Raw genomic sequence first — 16,388 nt, 5'->3', positions numbered from 1 at the left:
TGCCAGAGCAGCCGCGGAGCTGGCTTTGCCAGGCCGCTGGCTGCGTCCCCCTTTTCAAGGGGGAAGGCGCGCAAGCGCCTCAGGGGGTTAAGCTAGTTTGCAGCCAGCGCCGGAGTCGGCAAGTGCTTTTGCCGCGACACCTAGCACCTTGTTGTCACCTTTTTCGACCACGCGCAGATAGATATCCTGCACCGGGTTGTGCGCCTTGCTCATGGTCCACTTGCCGCGGGGGCTGTCGATGGGGGTGGTTTCCATGGCCTTGTACAGGGCGGCCTTGTTGGACATGTCGCCCTTGACCGCGGCCATGCCTTGCAGCAGCAGTTGGCCAGAGTCATAACCTTGCACGGCATAGACGTCCGGCTGCATCTTGAACTGACTGGCGTAGGCCGTGCGGAACTGCTTGTTGCGCGGTGTGTCGAGCGAGTCTGCGTAGTGCAGTGTGCTGTAGACACCTTCCGCCGCGGGGCCGGCAGCTTCCAGGACGCCTTCGGTCAGGAAGCCCGAGCCATAGAGAGGGATCTTGCCTTGCAGGCCGGCGGCAGCGTAATCTTTCATGAACTTCGCGGCACCGGCACCGGCGAAGAAACAGGCTACCGCATCGGGCTTGAGCGAGGCGATCTCGGTCAGCAATGCCTGGAACTCCACGTTCGGGAACGGCAGGCCCAGTTCCTTGACGATGGTGCCACCCGCCTTGGTGTAGCTTTCCTTGAAGCCCTCGAAGGCATCGTCGCCGGCGGCGTATTTCCAGGTGATCCAGACCGCGCGCTTCAGGCCCTTGTCCATCATGGGCTTGCCCAGCGCCAGGGTGGGCTGGCTGTTGGTGAAGCTGGTGCGGAACACGTTGGGCGCGCACAGGGCCCGGGTGACCGGGAGAACGCCGGCGTTCGGAATGATGTTCAGCACGCCGCTGTCGCGCGCCACCTTGTGGATACCCATCTGCACGCCCGAGTGCACCGTGCCGATCAGCACGTCCACCTTGTCGCGCTGAACCAGCTTGGATGCGTTTTCCACGCCCTTGGAAGGTTCGGATTCGTCATCAACCTTGAACCACTCGATCTCACGGCCCCCCAGCTTGCCGCCTTTTTCGGCAATCGCCATGCGGACGCCGTTTTCGATCGCCACGCCGAGCTGGGCAAAGGTGCCGGTATAGGGCAGCATGAAGCCGACCCTGACCTTGTTGCTTTGCGCGCGCACGATCTGCGGCAGCAACAAGCCAGCGGAACTGGCCCCGATCACCGCGGCGCTACGGGAAAGCACGAGCCGGCGGCTGAGAGAGCGGGAAGACGATGGGTTCATCACGGAAACTCCTTTAGGTGTCAAGTTTTTTGCGCAAGGTGCTCGCATTGTTGTTGATCTATCGGGATGTAACCATATGAGTTATCCCTAAGAACTTGCCCGCAATCATGACAAGGACCCGCTGTCACGCGATCCACCTGGTCCAACCCGCGAACAAGCTCCTCTACGCACCGTGCGCTTCACGCGTTAACATGAAATAAAGTGCGTATTAGTAGGCAGTATATTTCACCTAAACCGCTGAGAAATGCGGGTTTTCCCGGCTTTGGAGGCGTAAAACGCGCCTGGTCCTGAGGCTAGATTTTGAACAGCGACAGGAGCTGCCGGCGGTCGCGCCGGTCTTTCCAGTTCCAGACCTCGCGGCCTTCCAGGCTCAACGGGCCCCAGGCCACGATGGCATGGCCGTCTCCGCCGCTGATGGCGCGCAGGCGGGAGGCATCCAGCGGTACCTTCTTGAAAGAGCCGCCCTGCATGGCGGTGCGCAAGTTGGCTTCGAGCACCGGGCCGATTTCGGCTGGCGCGTCTTCGGGCACGACGAACACCTGGCGGTGATGCTCGCTCTGCAGCCGTTCGTTGATCAAGAGATGGCCTGATTCATCGTCCAGCAGGCCGGCTTGTTGCAGCCAGGCAGGCGCACCGTTGCCCTCCGCGAGCAGCGGCGCATCGCACACCAGGCTGGCGCCGCTTTCCAGTTGCAAGGCGCGGCCGTCCATGCCGGCGCACCGGTCCTGCAGGAGGGTGATATTGAGGTGTTTCAGACGGTTGAGTACCCGCCGCCGCATGCCGGGAGGGTGGTCTTCCAGCAGAGGCTCATGGCCGGCGATCAAGGTCACACGGGTGCCGTGCGGGCTGGCGAGCGCATGCGCGACCGCCATGGCCATCTCGGCTCCTGCCACGCCGCTGCCGATCACGGCCACCTGAAGGGCGCGCTCATGCGACAGCGCCTGCAGCTGAGGCCACAGCTGGACGAAATTCTCCAGCGGCCGCACGAACAAGGCATTGCGGCGCGAGCCAGGCATGAGGGTCTCGGCATGCTCGCGCTCGATGGCTGGCTCGACGTCTATCGAGAGCACATCGTAGGGCAGGGCATCGCCGCTGGAGAGTTGCACGCGGCGCGTCGCCGGGTCGAGCGCATGGACGTGCGCGGGCACGAAAGTGGCGCCGCTGGCTTCCACGAGGGAGTCAAGCGGAATGCGGACGTCTTCGAGCGTGTAATCACCGGCTATATAGCCGGGCAGCATGGTGCTTTCGATGTAATACGGATGAGGCGCTACCAGCGTGATGCTGATGTCGCCTGTCGTTTGTCTGGCCAGGCCTTTGAGCACCTGCAGATTGGCACGCCCGGCGCCGAGCAGCACCAAGTGTTTCCGGGAGGGGTTCACGGTCATGGGGTGCAGTGTATCGGCTCCAGGTGAACGGTTTGCCGTTCAGACGTTGCAATCCGTAGCAGAGGGGGACGTTTCATGCCAGTAGGGCTTGCGCGAATTCACGCGCATTGAAAGTCTGCAGATCCTCCAGTTTTTCGCCCACGCCAATGAAGTACACAGGCATGGGGCGCCCCTGCGCCGGGTACTCCCGCGCGATGGCGCACAGTACGCCGCCCTTGGCGGTGCCGTCGAGCTTGGTCACGATCAGGCCTGTGAGTTGCGCCGCGGCATCGAAGGCCTTGACCTGAGCCAGGGCGTTCTGCCCTGTATTGCCGTCGATAACCAGCAAGACTTCATGCGGCGCCGTCACGTCGGCCTTGGTGACCACGCGGCGGATCTTGCTGAGTTCTTCCATCAGGTGCTTCTGGGTGGGCAGGCGTCCGGCGGTATCGACCAGCACCACGTCCATGCCGCGCGCCCGCCCGGCGGCCACGGAATCGAAGCTGACCGCCGAAGGGTCGGCGCCCTGCTGGCTGATGATTTCCACGCGGTTGCGATCGGCCCAGACCGAAAGCTGCTCACGGGCTGCCGCGCGGAAAGTGTCGGCTGCCGCCAGCAGCACGGACGCGCCAGCGTCGGCCAGATGCTTGGTGAGCTTGCCGATCGAGGTCGTCTTGCCCGCGCCATTGACGCCTGCCACCATGATCACCGTGGGGCGGTATTCGCCCACGACCAGCGTTTTTTCAAGCGGCGCCAGCATTTCCGCGATCGCGTCCTGCAGCAGTGCCTTGACCTGTGCCGGCTCGGTCGCGCGGCTGTCCTTGACCCGGCGCTTGAGGTCGGTCAGCAGGAATTCGGTCGCGGCGACGCCGGTGTCCGCAAGCAGCAGCGCGGTTTCCAGGTCTTCATACAGGGCGTCATCGATGCGGGTGCCGGTGAAGACGGTGGTAATGCTGCTGCCGGTCTTGCGCAGGCCCGTTTTGAGGCGGTCGAGCCAGCCGGCGCGGGCCACGGGCTCAGGGGTTGGCGCAGGCGGTTCTGCGGCAGCAGGGGCTATCGGAGTGGGCGCGGCGATCACTGGTGCCGGGACGGGCACAGGCGCAGGTACGGGTACGGGTACGGGTACGGGTACGGGGGGCGGCGTCAACGCTGCGGCCACCGGCGCAGGGGGAGGCACGGGGGCAGGAGACGGCACAGGCGGCACCGGGGCGGGTGCGGCTACGGCGGGCGGAGTCGCGGGCGCGGGGGGCTCGGCCGGGGCTGCCGGGCTGGCCTGCGCTGGCGTCTCGATGGGAGTGGGCTCGGGCGCTGGTTTTTTCTTGCGGAAGAAGCTGAACATTCGATTTTCGGGGCAGGCGCCTGGGGAACGGTAGAAAGAGTGGCTTATTTCACCAGCAGGGGGCGCTCACCGGCTGGCAGTACCTTGCCGATGACCGCCGCGTGGGCGAAACCTTGTTGCTTGAATAGAGACAGCACCTCATCGGCGCTGGAAGCGGCGCACGACACCAACAGGCCGCCGCTGGTCTGCGGATCGGTCAGGAGGGCCTTGCTGGCTTCGGAAAAGCCCTCGGGCAAGGTGATTTCTTGCCCGTAAGAGGCCCAGTTGCGGCCTGACGCGCCGGTCACGATGCCCTGGGAGGCCAGATCCTGCACGCCAGGGAGCAGGGGGACGGCAGACCAGTCGATCTGGGCGGTCAGGCCCGCGCCCCGGGCCAACTCCAGCGCGTGGCCGGCCAAGGCAAAGCCGGTGACGTCGGTCATCGCGTGCACACCGGGCACCTCGGCAAGAGCCGGGCCCGCCAGATTCAGCCGGGTGGTATTGGCGATCATCTGCTCGTAACCCGAGGGAGGGAGCTGATTTTTCTTCAATGCCGCCGACAGGATGCCCACGCCGAGCGGCTTGCCCAGCACCAGGACATCGCCCGCCTGCGCGCTGGCATTGCGCTTGACCCGGTCAGGGTGCACCAGCCCGAGCGCGACCAGACCATAGATCGGTTCCACCGAATCGATGGTGTGGCCGCCAGCGATTGGGATGCCGGCTTCGCGGCACACCGATGCGCCGCCTTCCAGGATGCGGCCGATGGTCTGGGTGGAAAGGACGTTGATCGGCATGCCTACCAGTGCCAGCGCCATGATCGGGGTGCCGCCCATGGCATAAACGTCGGACAAGGCGTTCGCGGCGGCAATGCGCCCGAAATCGAACGGATCATCCACGATGGGCATGAAAAAGTCGGTCGTGGCTACCAGGGCCTGCTTGTCGTTCAGCCGGTAGACGGCGGCATCGTCAGAGGTCTCGATGCCCACCAGCAATTCTGGCGGGATCGGCATGGCACCCGTGCCGCGCAAGATACTGGAGAGCACGCCGGGCGCGATCTTGCAGCCGCAGCCTCCGCCATGCGAGAGCGAAGTCAGGCGGGGTTCTGTATCAGGGGGGCGGTTTTTCCACTCATAGGGCCGATTGTCTCCCATGGTGGCCCTTAAGCTACTTTTAAGGGAACCCCAAGGAAATGCTGCACACTAAAGACAGCTTGTGTCTGATTTGCCTATTTCCCATTTCTCGATCATGAAACCAACCGCTTTCCGTGTCGTGGGCGGCGTATTGCTGTGGGGCTTGCTCGGGGCGTCCTCGAGCGGCTTTGCGCAGTCTCAGCCTTCGCGTGCGTCCACATCGCCTTCCACCCAAGTCAGCCAGTTCAAACTCGACAATGGCCTCACGGTCATCGTCAAGCCCGATCACCGGGCGCCTACCGTGGTGAACATGCTCTGGGTGCGGGTAGGCTCGATGGATGAGGTCGACGGCACCACCGGTGTGGCCCACGTGCTTGAGCACATGATGTTCAAGGGCACGAAAAAGCTCAAGCCGGGAGAGTTTTCGCGCAAGGTCGCGGCGCTGGGAGGGCGGGAGAACGCTTTCACCACCAGCGACTACACCGGCTATTACCAGCAAGTACCCGCCGCCCGGCTGGCCGACGTGATGGCGCTGGAGGCCGACCGTTTCGCCCACAACCGCTGGAGCGACGAGGAGTTCGCCAAGGAACTGGAGGTCGTCAAGGAAGAGCGCCGCATGCGTACCGACGACAACCCGCGCTCGATGCTCCGGGAGCAGCAGACGGCCGTGACCTTCATCGCGTCGCCCTATCGCAGGCCGGTGGTCGGCTGGATGGGTGATCTGGATTCGCTCACGGCTGACGATGCGCGCGCGTTCTACCAGCGCTGGTATGTGCCCGCCAATGCCGCCGTGGTGGTGGCTGGCGACGTCGATCCGCAGAAGGTGCTGGCCTTGGCGCGTAAATATTACGGGAGTATTCCTGCCCGCGCCGTGCCTGTGCGCAAGCCGCGCGAGGAGCCGGCGCAGATGGGCGAGCGCCGCATTCAGGTCAAGGCGCCGGCAGAGCAAGCCGTGGTGTCGCTTTCGTTCAAGGTCCCGAGCCTGAAGGGCCTGGAGCCTACGCCCGGCAACGACGATGCGCTAGCCCTGACCGTGCTGTCGGCGGTTCTGGATGGCTACAGCGGCGCCCGGCTGGAGCGCGCGCTGACCCAAGGACCTGACCGCGTCGCCGATGGCGCTGGCGCCGGCAACGGCCTGATGGGACGCGGCCCGCAACTGTTCTCGCTCTCGGGCGTGCCCGCGGCCGGAAAAACCGCCGCCGAAGTGGAAAAAGCGCTGCGCGAGCAGGTGGCGCTCATCGCGCGCGAGGGCATCAGCGAGGCCGAGCTGGCGCGCGTCAAGACGCAATGGGTTGCCAGCGAGGTCTACAAGCTCGATTCCGTGATGGCCCAGGCACAGGAGCTGGGCAGCCTCTGGGCCCAAGGGTTTCCGCCGGACGCCGACGAGCGTCTGATCACGCGTTTGCGCGGGATTACAGCCGCCCAGGTGAAATCAGTTGCCCAGCGCTACTTTGGCGACGATCAATTGACCGTAGGCACCTTGCTGCCTCAACCCCGGGATCCGAACTGGAAACCGCGCACGCCTGCCCCCGGCACGAGGCACTGAGTTATGAACATCATGAAGAAAACAGCAGCCGGCGCCATGCTGGCCATGGCTCTCGGCTTCCCGGCTTCGGCGTTCGCGGCCATTCCCATCCAGCATTGGACGCAGGCCAGCGGTGCGCAGGTGTTCCTGGTGGAAAGCCCGTCCATTCCCATGCTGGATGTGGAAGTCGATTTTGATGCCGGCAGCCGGCGCGATACCGCTGCCCAGGCAGGTCTGGCCGATGTCACCGCGCTGATGGCCGGCAAGGGCGTACGCGCGGCCGGCGGAGAGCCCGCGCTGGATGAAAACCAACTGGGCGAAGCCTGGGCTGATCTCGGCGCCAGCTTCGGCGGCAGCGCCGGGCGCGACGAGATGAGCTTCCGCTTGCGGACGTTGACAGAACCCGATCTGCTTCAAAAAGCCGTTCGTCTGGCCGCTCGCGAGCTGGGGGAACCGGCTTGGCCCGAGGCCGTCTGGCAGCGGGAACGTGAACGCATCACGGCCTCCATCAAGGAGTCTCGCACACGCCCCGGCACCATTGCCGGCGACGCCTATCGCAAAGCTGTATTCGGCTCGCACCCGTATGGCTATCAGGCCACGCCGGAGTCGCTGGCCGCCATTTCGCTGGCCGACATGCGCGCGCGCTACGACGAGGGGGTGCAGCCCTGCCGGGCCAAGGTGAGTATCGTCGGCGCCGTGACACGCGAGCAGGCCGACGCGCTGGTGACTCAACTGCTGGCGCGCCTGCCCAAATCTGAGAGCGGGGCCTGCCAGCCATTGCCGGCCTTGCCCGAGGTGGCCCCTCTCGCGGCGCCGAAAGAGGAGCTCATTCCCTTTCAATCCGCGCAGGCACACGTGCTGATCGGCCAACCGGGCTTCAAGCGCAATGATCCCGACTACTTTCCGCTGCTGGTGGGCAACTACATCCTGGGCGGCGGCGGCTTTGTGTCGCGCCTGACCGAGGAAGTGCGTGAAAAGCGCGGCCTGTCCTATTCCGTGGGCAGCTATTTTTCTCCGGGCTTGCAGGCAGGTGCCTTCACCATCACCCTGCAGACGCGTCCGGACCAGGCGGCCGAAGCCGTGCAGGTATCGCGCCAGGTCCTGGCGGATTTCATCGCACGCGGCCCGACAGAAGCCGAACTCAAGGCTGCCAAGGATTACCTGCAAGGCGGCTTCGCGCTGCGCATCGATTCCAACGCGAAGCTGCTCGCCAACGTGGCCAGCATCGCATGGAACGGCCTGCCACTCGACTACCTGGATACTTGGGTACATAACGTGGGTCAAGTCACCGCTGCCGATATCAAGGCCGCCTTCGCGCGCAAGCTCCAGCCAGAAAAAATGGTGACAGTGGTGGTAGGCGGCTCCTGAGCCCAACGTCCTCCTGGGACCGCCAAGCTCCAGCTTGGCAGTGCAGCGTGTCTGAGGCGTACGAATGTCAAGCTGGAGCTTGGCGGTCCCAAGTTTCATGAATTTGTCATGGTCTTGAGATACGCTTTGTTACCATGACGTTCGTTTCTCCGGCCTTCACACGCCGCTCCTTGCTGCGTGGCGGGGCCGCCAGCGCCGCCAGCCTCTTGGCCGCTCCCGCCGTGCTCGCCCAATCCTCGAAGGCACGGAACGATCCCCCCACGGTGCTGCAAATCGTCGATACAGCGCCTAGCCAGCAGGATGTCGCCAAGGATTTTTTCATCGGCTCGTTGGCCGCCTGGCAGGATTGGAGCGCCCGCGGCGGCGCGCGTGGCCGCACTGTGGCGCACCGCAAGCTGGAGGTGAACACCACCACCGCCGATGGGCGTACCGCGCTCGCCGAGCTGCGCGACAACCCATCGATCGTGGCCGTGAGCGGCACCGTGTCGGAGGCGGCGGCCCGCCAACTGAGGCAGTACATGGTTTCCGAGAAGCTCGCGCTGGCGCACGCCGCGCCCTGGCTGCAGGATATCGAGCAAGGGGACGACCACACCTTTCCCATTTTTGCCAACCGCCAGGCGCAACTGGTGTATGCGCTGAAGTCGCAGTCACTGGTGGGCGTGCGCGAGATCGGCGCGGTGTACGCTTCGGCGCGCGATCGCGATCTGTACCAGGAGGGGGTCTCCCGGGTGGCTGCCACATTGCAATTGAAGCTGGTGGAGCTGACAGGCACTGGCGATCCCCGTGAACTCGGCCGGCGCGTAAGCGCGCAGGCCCCGGCCGTGATGCTGTTTCTTGGCGGTACGCCCGAATTGGCCCGTTTCACCCAGGGCCTCGCCGATCAGGCTCGCCAGCGCTATGTGATCGCGCTGGCCGACGTGAACCTGCAGATCCTGCGGCAAATGGGCGCCTCGTTGCGGATCCCGGTCATCGCCGCGCAAGTGGTGCCGTTGGCGCGGTCATCGTTGCCCGTGGTGATGTCTTACCGGGCCACGCTGGCGCGCCTGTTCGACGAGCCCACATCTTCTCTCAGCCTGGCGGGCTATCTGGCGGCGCGCTACACGCAGCAGGTACTGGCGGGCATTCAGGGCTCCATCGACCGCGCCAGCGTGCTGGCGGCCTTCCAGCAACGCCAGGCGATGGATTTGGGCGGGTTCCGGGTGGCCTATGACGCGCGCGGCAGCTATGTCACCCAGAGCATGTTGACGGCGGATGGGCGGGAGATAGGTTAGGACGAAAGCCAGAATCCACCAGCAGCGCTGAATGCAAGTAGGTGCTCAAGTCACTGGCGCCGGGTTGAACAGCACCAGCGCATTGGCCAGTTTCCATTGCTCGGCCCAGGTTTTCCGGCGGCCGCTGGCCACATCGAGCATCAGCCGGAACAGCTCCCAGCCCACTTCCTCAATGGTTTTCCGGCCCGTGGCAATGGTGCCGGCATCCACGTCCATCAGATCGTGCCAGCGGCGCGCCAGCTCCGAGCGGGTGGCGACCTTGATGACTGGCACCTGGGCCAGCCCATAGGGCGTGCCCCGGCCGGTCGTGAACACGTGCAGATTCATTCCCGCGGCCAATTGCAGCGTGCCGCAGATGAAGTCACTGGCCGGCGTGGCTGCATAGATCAAGCCCTTGCTCCGTACCTTGTCGCCTGGCGCCAGCACGCCCGTGATGGCCGATGAGCCGCTCTTGACGATGGAGCCCATCGCTTTCTCGACGATATTGGAGAGGCCGCCCTTCTTGTTGCCCGGGGTCGTATTGGCGCTGCGGTCCACGCGCCCCTTGCTCAGGTACGCGTCATACCAGGCCATCTGATCGATCATGGCCTGCGCCACCTCGGGCGTGGCGGCGCGGGCGGTGAGTTGGTCGATGCCGTCGCGCACTTCCGTGACTTCGCTGAACATCACTGTGGCACCGGCGCGTACGAGCAGATCGGTGCAGAAGCCTACGGCCGGGTTGGCCGTCACGCCGCTGAAGGCGTCGCTGCCGCCGCACTGCACGCCGACCACCAGTTCGCTGGCAGGCACGGTCTCGCGGCGGCGGGCATCCAAGCGCGCCAAATGCCCCTTCGCCTGGCGCATGATCGACTCGACCATCGACATGAAGCCGACATGCGCGTCGTCCTGCAGGCAAACCACATCAAGAGGGGCAGGCACGGCGTCGCGCTCGTCTACCAGCGGGATGGCATCCGGCGGCAGCAGCCGCTCGGGCTGCAGCTTCTCGCAGCCCAGGCTGACGACCATCACCTCGCCGCCGAAGTTGGGGTTCAAGCTGATATGGCGCAGCGTGCGGATCGGCACTACGGCGTCGGGGGCATCAATCGCCACGCCGCAGCCATAGCTGTGTTCCAGTGCCACCACGTCGTCCACATGAGGGTAGCGGGGCAGGAGTTCAGCCTTGATGCGCCGCACGGCGAATTCGGTCACGCCCGCCACGCATTGAACGGTCTGCGTGATCGCCAGGATGTTGCGCGTGCCGACAGAGCCATCCGGGTTGCGGTAGCCTTCGAAGGTATAGCCCTCCAAGGGCGGGAGCGCGGGCGGCTTCACGGTGGCGATGGGCAGGCCCTCCAGCGCGCGCGCCTCCGGCATGCGCAGCAGGCGCTCATGCACCCAGCCGCCGCGAGGCAGATCCTTCAGCGCGTAGCCGATGACCACGTTGTAGCGAATCACCGGCGCCCCTGCGGAGATGTCCGCAAGCGCCACCTTGTGCGCCTGCGGTATCTTGTCCGCCAGCGTGAGCCCGCAGGGAAACACGGTGCCGGCTGGCAAGCCCCCGTCATTGGCCACGATGGCCACGTTGTCGGCCTCGTGCATCCGGATATACAGCGGTGCGGGGGTCTCCATGAAAGATCAATCCACCTTGATGCCCGCCGACTTGACCACCTGGGCCCATTTGGCGACTTCCGCTTTCTGGAATTCGCCGAGTTCCGCTGGGCTCATGCTGGAGGGCAGCATGCCGAAGCTTTTCAGGCGCGCCTGAACTTCCGGCGTGGCGATGATCTTCATGATCTCGCTGTGCAGGCGGTCCACGACAGGCTTGGGCGTATGGGCGGGCGCGAACACGGCCTGCCAGGAGCCGACCTCGAAACCCTTCTGGCCTGATTCAGCCACGGTGGGCACGTCGGGCAGCGATTCCAGCCGTTTGGCGCTCGTCACGGCGATCGGGCGCAGCTTGCCCGACTGGATGTGGGGTCCCACGATCAGCGTGGTGTCGAACATCATGTCCACTTGTCCGCTGACCACGTCCTGCACGGCCGGGCCGCTGCCCTTGTAGGGCACGTGCGTGAACTTCACTCCAGACTGATAGGCCAGGAATTCGAGTGCCATGTGCGGCGAGGTCCCGGTACCGGCCGAGGCCGACGACAAACCGCCCGGCTTGGCCTTGCTCGCGGCCAGCACATCATTGAGCGTCTTGTAGGGGCTGGAGGACGGCACCACCAGCACCAAGGGGCCGGAGCCCAGCATGGCCACCGGTGCAAAGGACTTGATCGGGTCGTAGTCCAGCTTGGGATACAGGCTCACGTTGATCGCATGCGAACTGATCGTGCCGCCCAGGATCAGGTAGCCATCAGCCGGTGCGCGCGCGGCGATGGCAGAGCCCACGCTGCCGCCGGCGCCGCCCTTGTTGTCGATCACGACCGGCGTGCCCAAGGCCGCGCCCAAGGGCTGCGCGATCACCCGGGCCAGGGTATCCGTATTCCCGCCGGGCGCGAAAGGCACCAGGTAAGTGATGGGCTTGCCCGTCGGCCATTGGCCTTGTGCCATGGCGGGTAAAGAGGCCAGGGTGCCGGTCAGCAGCAGGGTGCCGGTGGCAAGGGAGCGGTGAATCAGGGTGCGGCGTTGCATGAATGTCTCCTGTGTTGCGGTGGAATGGCTGGGGCCGTCTTCTTGGATGGATGTCGCGGCTTGTTCAAAAACTTAAAAACGAGGCTGAGCCCCCGTGAAGCTGGGGTCGTACTTGCGCATCTGGGCCAGGTCATCACGAAAGCGGATGCCGCAGCGCTGATAGTTGTCGTGCAGGCGGGCGAGCGCTTCATGGTCCAGTGTCACGCCCAGGCCGGGCGCCGTGGGTACCTTCAGGCTGCCTTGGTCGAATTGCAGCCGGCCGCCTTCGATGACCTCATCGTCTTGCCAGGGGTAGTGCGTGTCGCAGGCATAGGTCAGTTGCGGCACGCTGGCGCAGAGGTGCGTCATGGCCACCAGGCTGATACCCAGGTGGGAGTTGCTGTGCATCGACAAACCCAGATCGAATGTCTGGCAGAGCGTGGAAAGCCGCTGCGTGGCGCGCAGGCCACCCCAGTAATGGTGGTCGCTCAGCACGATTTTCACAGGGCAGCCCATGTCGGCATTGCGGCGGAACTCGGCGAAATCCGTGACCACCATGTTGGTGGCCAGCGGCACTTCGCATTCGCGTGCCACGGCCGCCATGCCTTCCAGGCCGGGCGCCGGATCTTCGTAGTATTCGAGCAGGCCTCGCAGTTGCTGCACGATCTTCAGGCTGGTTTCGACCGTCCAGTTGCCATTGGGGTCGATGCGCAGGGGTTTGCCGGGAAAGGCTTGTGCCAGCGCCCGAACGCCCGCGGCTTCCTCTTCCGGGGGCAGGGTTCCGGCCTTGAGCTTGATGCTCTGGAAGCCGTACTGCCCGATCATGCGCTGCGCCTGAGCGACGAGCTGTTCCGGCGTCAGCGTTTCGCCCCAGGGATCGGGTGGGTAGGGCTTGTCGATATGTTCGGCGTATTTGTAGAAAAGATAGGCGGAAAAAGGCACGCTTTCACGGACCGCTCCCCCAGCAGATCGACAATAGGCGCGCCATTGAGCTGGCCTTGCAGGTCGAGCATGGCGACCTCGAAGGCGCTGATGACCTTGGCCACTGTCTTGGCCACGTGGGTGCCCGGCGCGAGAGAAATATGCTGGCCCAGGAACCCTGAGGCCGTTTGCGTCAGCGGCGCGACCAGCGCCGCCACGCGGCGTTCCATTTCGTTGAGCGCCCACGGGGAAAGCCCCGTCAAGGCCGGCGCCGCCTTGGCCAGCGCTTCCAGCATGGGCTGGTCGCCATAGCTCTCATTGATCCCGATCCAGCCCGAGGCCGTCTCGATCTCGATGATCGAGCGCAGCGCCCAGGGCTCATGAATACCCGCGGCGTTGAGCAATGGCGGATCGCGGAAGGCGATGGGCGTGATGCGAACATGGCGGATCGAGTGGGAGGTGATCATCGTTGAACGGGTAGGGCGAGCCGGTGGAGAGTCTGCTGGAAGGTAAGGGCCGTGATTTTTGATGTATGTTATCTGTTGTCGTACAACATGACGAGCAATTATGATGAGCGCATGCCAAATCTGTCAACGGGGATGTCTCTGCATCATGAACCGGACGCCACACGGGGGGCGCTGCCGCGGCGGCGCGGCCGCAACCTGGCCGAGGGCCTGACGGAAGACCTTGGCGGAAAGATCCGGGAAGGGCAGTTGCAGCCCGGCGACAAGCTGCCCACCGAGTCGGCCATCATGCAGGCGTATGGCGTCAGCCGTACCGTGGTGCGGGAGGCGCTCTCGAGGCTGCAAGCCGCGGGCCTGGTAGAGACGCATCACGGTATTGGGACCTTCGTGCTGCAACCGCGCGGCAGCGGCATGGCGGGCATGTTCCGGCTGGAGGCCGCCGATATCGCGACCACGGCGGACGTGCTGGCGGTGTTGGAGTTGCGCATCAGCCTGGAAACGGAATCCGCCGGCCTGGCGGCCTTGCGCCGTACCGAAGAGCAGTTGCTGGGCATGCGCGGGGCGCTGGATGAGTTCGAGCGCAACGTGCGCACAGCGGGAGATACGGTGTCCCCGGACTTCCGTTTTCATCTGCTGATCGCCCAAGCCACCGGCAACCCGTATTTCGCGGACATCATGACCCACCTGGGCGCCACCATCATCCCCCGCACGCGCCTGCACTCGATCCGCAGCCAGGACCGGGGGGAGTACCTCAGCCGGGTGAACCGCGAGCACGAGGAAATCCTGTCTGCCATCGCCAGGCGTGATCCCGACTCCGCACGCGCGGCCATGCGCATCCACCTCACCAACAGCCGCGAGCGCTTGCGCGTCGCCAGGGAAGAGGCCCAGCGCGAGGGCGGCCAAGCAGGGCAGTCGGCGTAATCTGAGGATAACCGTGAGGAAAGGCTTGCCAGATACTTGTCTTTAGTTGTACGATGACTGATAAGTTAAGCCGGTCATCCACGATCACCCGGATTCCCACCCTCGTTCTTTCACAGGATCACACCATGAGCTTCTCGCCTCAGGAACTCAAGCACCTCATGAGTTCTGGCTTGCTGTCCTTTCCCGTCACGGATTTCGACGCCAACGGCGATTTCGATCGTGCCGGCTATATCAGGCGCCTGGAGTGGCTGGCGCCCTATGGGGCTTCTGCCTTGTTTGCGGCCGGAGGAACGGGCGAATTCTTTTCGCTCTCACCGGATGAGTACCCGGACATCATCCGCACAGCCGTGGACACCTGCCGAGGCACCGTGCCCATCATCGCGGGGGCCGGTGGTCCCACCCGCCAAGCCATCGCCTATGCCCAGGCGGCTGAAAAAGCCGGTGCGCACGGCGTTCTGCTGATGCCGCACTACCTGACCGAAGCCGGCCAGGAGGGCCTGATCGCCCATGTGGAGGCGATATGCAAGAGCGTGAAGTTCGGCGTCATCGTCTACAACCGCGCGCAGGCGAAGTACAAGCCCGAGACGCTGGCGGTGCTGGCCGAGCGCTGCCCCAACCTCGTGGGCTTCAAGGATGGCGTGGGCGACATCGAGGCGATGGTGGCGGTCTACCAGAAAATGGGGGACCGCTTCAGTTACCTGGGGGGGCTGCCCACGGCCGAGGTTTATGCCGCTGCCTACAAGGCGTTGGGCACGCCGGTCTATTCCTCCGCAGTCTTCAATTTCATTCCCAAGACCGCGATGAAGTTCTATGAAGCGGTGCGCGACGATGACCACCAGACGCAGCACCAATTGCTCAAGGACTTCTTCATGCCTTATTTGGACATCCGCAACCGTGGCGCGGGCTATGCCGTGAGCATCGTCAAGGCCGGCGCGCGGATCGTCGGCCATGGCGCCGGCCCGGTGCGCCCGCCCTTGTCGGATCTGACCGATGCCGAGGTGAAAGACCTGGCAGCGTTGATCGAGAAGCTCGGCCCCCAATAGACAAGAAGACAAGATAGACAACAAGATCGACAAGAAAAGCGCTTGCCACCATGGATCCCATCAAGAACGTTCAAGTCGAACTCTATCGCATACCTCTTGCGAAGCCGCTGAGCGATGCCAAAGTGCTTACGGGCCGCCAGAAACCGCTGGCCGCGGTCGATCTGCTCACGGCCACCATCGAGACGGTGAACGGCGCCAGAGGCTTCGGGTTCAGCTATTCGCTCAGGGCCGGGGGCTCGGCCCTGCTGGCGCACGCGAAAGACCTGGCGGAAGCGCTCATCGGGGAGGACCCGAACGACATCGGCCGCCTGTGGGAAAAGCTGGCCTGGCTGGGGGCTTCCGTCTCGAGGACCGGCGTATCCGTGCAGAGCATCGCGGCTTTCGATGTGGCCCTGTGGGACATGAAGGCCAAGTCAGCCAACGTGTCCATCGGAAAGCTGTTGGGCGCCTACAGAAACAGCGTTCCCTGCTACAACACCTCGGGAGGATATCTTTCCGCGCCACTCTCGGAGGTGCTGTCGAATGTGGAGCGCTCCCTGGAGCGCGGCCTCGGCGGCATCAAGCTGAAAGTGGGGCAGCCTGATCTGAAGAAGGACATCGAGCGGGTCGCGGCCGTCCGCAAGCATGTGGGCGATGGCGTGCCGATGATGGTGGACGCCAATCAGCAATGGGATTTCACCACGGCCTTGCGGGCCGGAAGAATGCTGGAGCCTTACCAACTGGTGTGGCTGGAGGAACCCACCAATGCCTACGACTATCGCGGGCACGCGGAATTGAGCGCACGGCTTGATACGCCGATCGCCACGGGCGAGATGCTCAGCAGCGTGGCCGAATGCTGCGAACTGATCAACCATCGTTCCGTCACCTTCCTGCAGCCCGACGTGCCGCGCGTGGGGGGCATCACGCCGTTTCTGAAGATCGCCAACAGTGCCGACCTGAACCGCCTGAAACTGGCGCCTCATTTCGTGATGGAGATCCATATCCACATGGGGTGTGCTTACCCGCACGAGGCCTGGGTCGAGCACATCGAATGGCTGGAGCCGGCGTTCAACGAGCGCCTGGAAATCAAGGACGGGCAGATGATGCTGCCCGAGAGGCCCGGGCTCGGGTTCAGCTTGTCCGAGCAGGCCAAGCGATGGCGCGTGGATGCATGACCGCCTGATCCTGGCGTTTTCCCG

General features: G+C 64.4%; 12 protein-coding genes and 1 pseudogene. 6 read left to right on the top strand and 7 right to left on the bottom strand.

Translation table 11 applies throughout. The features are described from left to right. Positions 1 to 87: 87 nt before the first annotated feature. The 4 genes from WJU18_RS19280 to selD form a co-directional block, all read right to left on the bottom strand. Complete coding sequence (locus WJU18_RS19280) at positions 88 to 1,296, bottom strand: ABC transporter substrate-binding protein (RefSeq protein ID WP_423454853.1); 1,209 nt, start codon at positions 1,294 to 1,296, stop codon at positions 88 to 90. Positions 1,297 to 1,589: 293 nt separating this feature from the next. After that, the gene (locus WJU18_RS19275) at positions 1,590 to 2,681 is read right to left on the bottom strand and encodes an NAD(P)/FAD-dependent oxidoreductase (RefSeq protein ID WP_423454851.1); all 1,092 of its coding nucleotides are present in this window, start codon (positions 2,679 to 2,681) and stop codon (positions 1,590 to 1,592) included. A gap of 73 nt (positions 2,682 to 2,754) precedes the next feature. Beyond that, positions 2,755 to 3,999 carry a signal recognition particle-docking protein FtsY gene (gene ftsY / locus WJU18_RS19270; protein WP_423454849.1) on the bottom strand — a complete coding sequence of 415 codons (1,245 nt, stop codon included), beginning with the start codon at positions 3,997 to 3,999 and terminating at the stop codon, positions 2,755 to 2,757. Positions 4,000 to 4,043: 44 nt separating this feature from the next. Continuing rightward, entirely contained in the window at positions 4,044 to 5,129 is a 1,086-nt protein-coding gene (gene selD, locus WJU18_RS19265) for a selenide, water dikinase SelD (RefSeq protein ID WP_423454847.1), read from the bottom strand. A gap of 94 nt (positions 5,130 to 5,223) precedes the next feature. Here selD and WJU18_RS19260 point away from each other — a divergent pair, with 94 nt between their 5' ends. The 3 genes from WJU18_RS19260 to WJU18_RS19250 all read left to right on the top strand — a co-directional run bounded on the left by WJU18_RS19260 (position 5,224) and on the right by WJU18_RS19250 (position 9,272). Further along, complete coding sequence (locus WJU18_RS19260) at positions 5,224 to 6,654, top strand: M16 family metallopeptidase (protein WP_423454845.1); 1,431 nt, start codon at positions 5,224 to 5,226, stop codon at positions 6,652 to 6,654. Between the two features lie 3 nt (positions 6,655 to 6,657). Then, a complete protein-coding gene (locus tag WJU18_RS19255) occupies positions 6,658 to 8,001 on the top strand; it encodes a M16 family metallopeptidase (protein WP_423454843.1) in 1,344 nt (447 codons plus the stop codon). A 134-nt stretch (positions 8,002 to 8,135) separates the two neighbouring features. Further along, a complete protein-coding gene (locus WJU18_RS19250; RefSeq protein ID WP_423454841.1) occupies positions 8,136 to 9,272 on the top strand; it encodes an ABC transporter substrate-binding protein in 1,137 nt (378 codons plus the stop codon). A gap of 45 nt (positions 9,273 to 9,317) precedes the next feature. Here the strand turns inward: WJU18_RS19250 and garD are convergent, their stop codons facing one another. The 3 genes and pseudogenes from garD to WJU18_RS19235 form a co-directional block, all read right to left on the bottom strand. Continuing rightward, the gene (gene garD, locus WJU18_RS19245) at positions 9,318 to 10,880 is read right to left on the bottom strand and encodes a galactarate dehydratase (RefSeq protein ID WP_423454839.1); all 1,563 of its coding nucleotides are present in this window, start codon (positions 10,878 to 10,880) and stop codon (positions 9,318 to 9,320) included. Between the two features lie 6 nt (positions 10,881 to 10,886). Further along, a complete protein-coding gene (locus WJU18_RS19240; RefSeq protein WP_423454837.1) occupies positions 10,887 to 11,882 on the bottom strand; it encodes a Bug family tripartite tricarboxylate transporter substrate binding protein in 996 nt (331 codons plus the stop codon). Between the two features lie 72 nt (positions 11,883 to 11,954). After that, positions 11,955 to 13,249, bottom strand: a pseudogene (locus WJU18_RS19235) (glucarate dehydratase family protein). A 132-nt stretch (positions 13,250 to 13,381) separates the two neighbouring features. Between WJU18_RS19235 and WJU18_RS19230 the strand changes: the two are divergent. The 3 genes from WJU18_RS19230 (at position 13,382) to WJU18_RS19220 (ending at position 16,364) form a co-directional block, all read left to right on the top strand. Further along, positions 13,382 to 14,167: a FadR/GntR family transcriptional regulator gene (locus tag WJU18_RS19230; RefSeq protein ID WP_423461047.1), complete on the top strand. Its 786-nt coding sequence runs from the start codon at positions 13,382 to 13,384 to the stop codon at positions 14,165 to 14,167. A 125-nt stretch (positions 14,168 to 14,292) separates the two neighbouring features. Then, complete coding sequence (gene kdgD, locus WJU18_RS19225) at positions 14,293 to 15,210, top strand: 5-dehydro-4-deoxyglucarate dehydratase (RefSeq protein WP_423454836.1); 918 nt, start codon at positions 14,293 to 14,295, stop codon at positions 15,208 to 15,210. Positions 15,211 to 15,260: 50 nt separating this feature from the next. Continuing rightward, positions 15,261 to 16,364 carry an L-talarate/galactarate dehydratase gene (locus WJU18_RS19220; protein WP_423454834.1) on the top strand — a complete coding sequence of 368 codons (1,104 nt, stop codon included), beginning with the start codon at positions 15,261 to 15,263 and terminating at the stop codon, positions 16,362 to 16,364. The last annotated feature ends 24 nt before the right edge of the window (positions 16,365 to 16,388 follow it).

Origin of the sequence: Ottowia sp. VDI28 (assembly GCF_049532675.1) — a bacterium.
Lineage (GTDB): Bacteria > Pseudomonadota > Gammaproteobacteria > Burkholderiales > Burkholderiaceae_C > Ottowia.
The sequence above is the reverse complement of the archived record's forward strand: the minus strand, read 5'-3'. Positions and strand labels throughout refer to the sequence as shown.

Excerpts from the sequence above, each read along its gene's own strand:
- WJU18_RS19280 (WP_423454853.1), bottom strand. The coding sequence starts at position 1,296 with ATGAACCCATCGTCTTCCCGCTCTCTCAGCCGCCGGCTCGTGCTTTCC.
- WJU18_RS19275 (WP_423454851.1), bottom strand. The coding sequence starts at position 2,681 with ATGACCGTGAACCCCTCCCGGAAACACTTGGTGCTGCTCGGCGCCGGG.
- ftsY (WP_423454849.1), bottom strand. The coding sequence starts at position 3,999 with ATGTTCAGCTTCTTCCGCAAGAAAAAACCAGCGCCCGAGCCCACTCCC.
- selD (WP_423454847.1), bottom strand. The coding sequence starts at position 5,129 with ATGGGAGACAATCGGCCCTATGAGTGGAAAAACCGCCCCCCTGATACA.
- WJU18_RS19260 (WP_423454845.1), top strand. The coding sequence starts at position 5,224 with ATGAAACCAACCGCTTTCCGTGTCGTGGGCGGCGTATTGCTGTGGGGC.
- WJU18_RS19255 (WP_423454843.1), top strand. The coding sequence starts at position 6,658 with ATGAACATCATGAAGAAAACAGCAGCCGGCGCCATGCTGGCCATGGCT.
- WJU18_RS19250 (WP_423454841.1), top strand. The coding sequence starts at position 8,136 with ATGACGTTCGTTTCTCCGGCCTTCACACGCCGCTCCTTGCTGCGTGGC.
- garD (WP_423454839.1), bottom strand. The coding sequence starts at position 10,880 with ATGGAGACCCCCGCACCGCTGTATATCCGGATGCACGAGGCCGACAAC.
- WJU18_RS19240 (WP_423454837.1), bottom strand. The coding sequence starts at position 11,882 with ATGCAACGCCGCACCCTGATTCACCGCTCCCTTGCCACCGGCACCCTG.
- WJU18_RS19230 (WP_423461047.1), top strand. The coding sequence starts at position 13,382 with ATGTCTCTGCATCATGAACCGGACGCCACACGGGGGGCGCTGCCGCGG.
- kdgD (WP_423454836.1), top strand. The coding sequence starts at position 14,293 with ATGAGCTTCTCGCCTCAGGAACTCAAGCACCTCATGAGTTCTGGCTTG.
- WJU18_RS19220 (WP_423454834.1), top strand. The coding sequence starts at position 15,261 with ATGGATCCCATCAAGAACGTTCAAGTCGAACTCTATCGCATACCTCTT.